The organism is Allobosea sp. GW822-FHT03F07, from assembly GCF_058801345.1.
Genome location: NZ_JBXAND010000029.1, coordinates 1 through 1,505, shown reverse-complemented (window position 1 = coordinate 1,505; position 1,505 = coordinate 1). Strand labels below are relative to the sequence as shown.

Genomic DNA, 1,505 nt, shown 5'->3' with positions numbered 1-1,505 from the left:
AAAGATGACGTATCGCGGTGGCTGCGCGCGATCTGGGAGCGGGAGTGCGCGGCCCTTCACATACGGTGCCGGAGAGGTCGGACCTGACCTCGGCAGCGAGCGAAGGAGCGACGGCGATGGCGCATTTCGTAGGTCTGGACGTGTCGGTGCAGGAGACGGCGGTGTGCGTCGTCGACGAAGCCGGCAAGGTTGTGTGCGAGCAGAAGGTTGCGACCGAGCCGGACGATCTCGTCGGGCTGCTCACGTCCATCAGTGGCGACTATGGCCGGATCGGGATAGAGGCCGGTCCGCTCTCGCAGTGGCTGGTGAATGGCTTGGCGGAAGCAGGCCTGCCGGTGATCTGCGTCGAGACGCGGCACATGAACTCGCTCCTGAAGGCGCGACAGGTCAACAAGTCGGACCGTCACGACGCTCGTGGCATCGCGCAGATGATGCGCGTCGGCCTGTTCAAACCGGTCCACGTCAAGACGCTGGCGAGCCAGGAGAAGCGGATGCTGCTGACCAGCCGGAAACTCCTGCAGCGCAAGATGCTCGACATCGAGTTCGACCTGCGCGGCACGCTGCGCAACTTCGGCCTCAAGGTCGGCGTGGTCAGCACGGCCGGGTTCGAGGCTCGCGTCCGCGACCTGGTGGCGGGCATGTCCAGTCTGTCGGCGATCGTGGAGCCGCTGCTCACCGTCCGGCGCGTCCTGCGCCAGGAGTTCGCGCGGATGCACAAAATGCTGCTCGAAGTGGTTCGCCAGGATCCCGTGTGCCGGCGGCTGATGACCGCGCCTGGCGTCGGGGCGGTCGTGGCGCTCACCTATCGGGCGACGGTCGATCAGCCGCAGCGCTTTGTTCACTCCAGGGCGGTCGGCGCGCACGTTGGTCTGACACCTCGACGCCACCAGTCCGGCGAGAGCGACTATGATGGCGGCATCTCCAAGTCCGGCGACACCATGCTGCGGACGATGCTGTACGAGGCCGCCCAGACGCTGCTTACGCAGAGCCGGCACTGGTCCTGGCTCAAAGCATGGGGCACGCGGGTCGCGCAGCGGCGCGGCATGCGGCGCGCCATCGTGGCCGTCGCCAGGCGACTGGCGGTGATCCTGCATCGCATGTGGGTCGACGGCTCCGACTTCCGCTGGGGGCGCGACCCGGCAGCCACCGTTGAGGCGGCCTGACCCCGACCCGCACAGGAGCAGCGACAGGTTCTGCCACGGCAGGAAGAGGTCCTCACGGGGACGGTGGTGAGACGAGATCGTAATGTCCGCAGCCCCTGCCGCGCGACGGCGGCAAGAGCGCCCGAAAGATTGGTCCGCCTCATCCTCTTACCCCATCATGGGGCGGCCACTGCGCCGACCCCGGAGAGAAGCGCGAGCCCCGTGCGGCGACCTCACACCGAAATGCCCCCGAGCAGGAACCGACCGCAGCTGGACGCGATCCGCACTGCCGTCGTCCCCGCTGGCACAACCGGCGGTCGATCGGTGCCGCCTCTTGACTTAAACCGCGATAGAGAAGCGGAC

At 67.5% G+C, this 1,505-nt stretch carries 1 protein-coding gene; it reads left to right on the top strand.

Annotated features, from left to right (window positions below):
* The first annotated feature begins 116 nt into the window (after positions 1 to 116).
* Positions 117 to 1,163 carry an IS110 family RNA-guided transposase gene (locus AC1RMY_RS26505; RefSeq protein ID WP_492869735.1) on the top strand — a complete coding sequence of 349 codons (1,047 nt, stop codon included), beginning with the start codon at positions 117 to 119 and terminating at the stop codon, positions 1,161 to 1,163.
* The last annotated feature ends 342 nt before the right edge of the window (positions 1,164 to 1,505 follow it).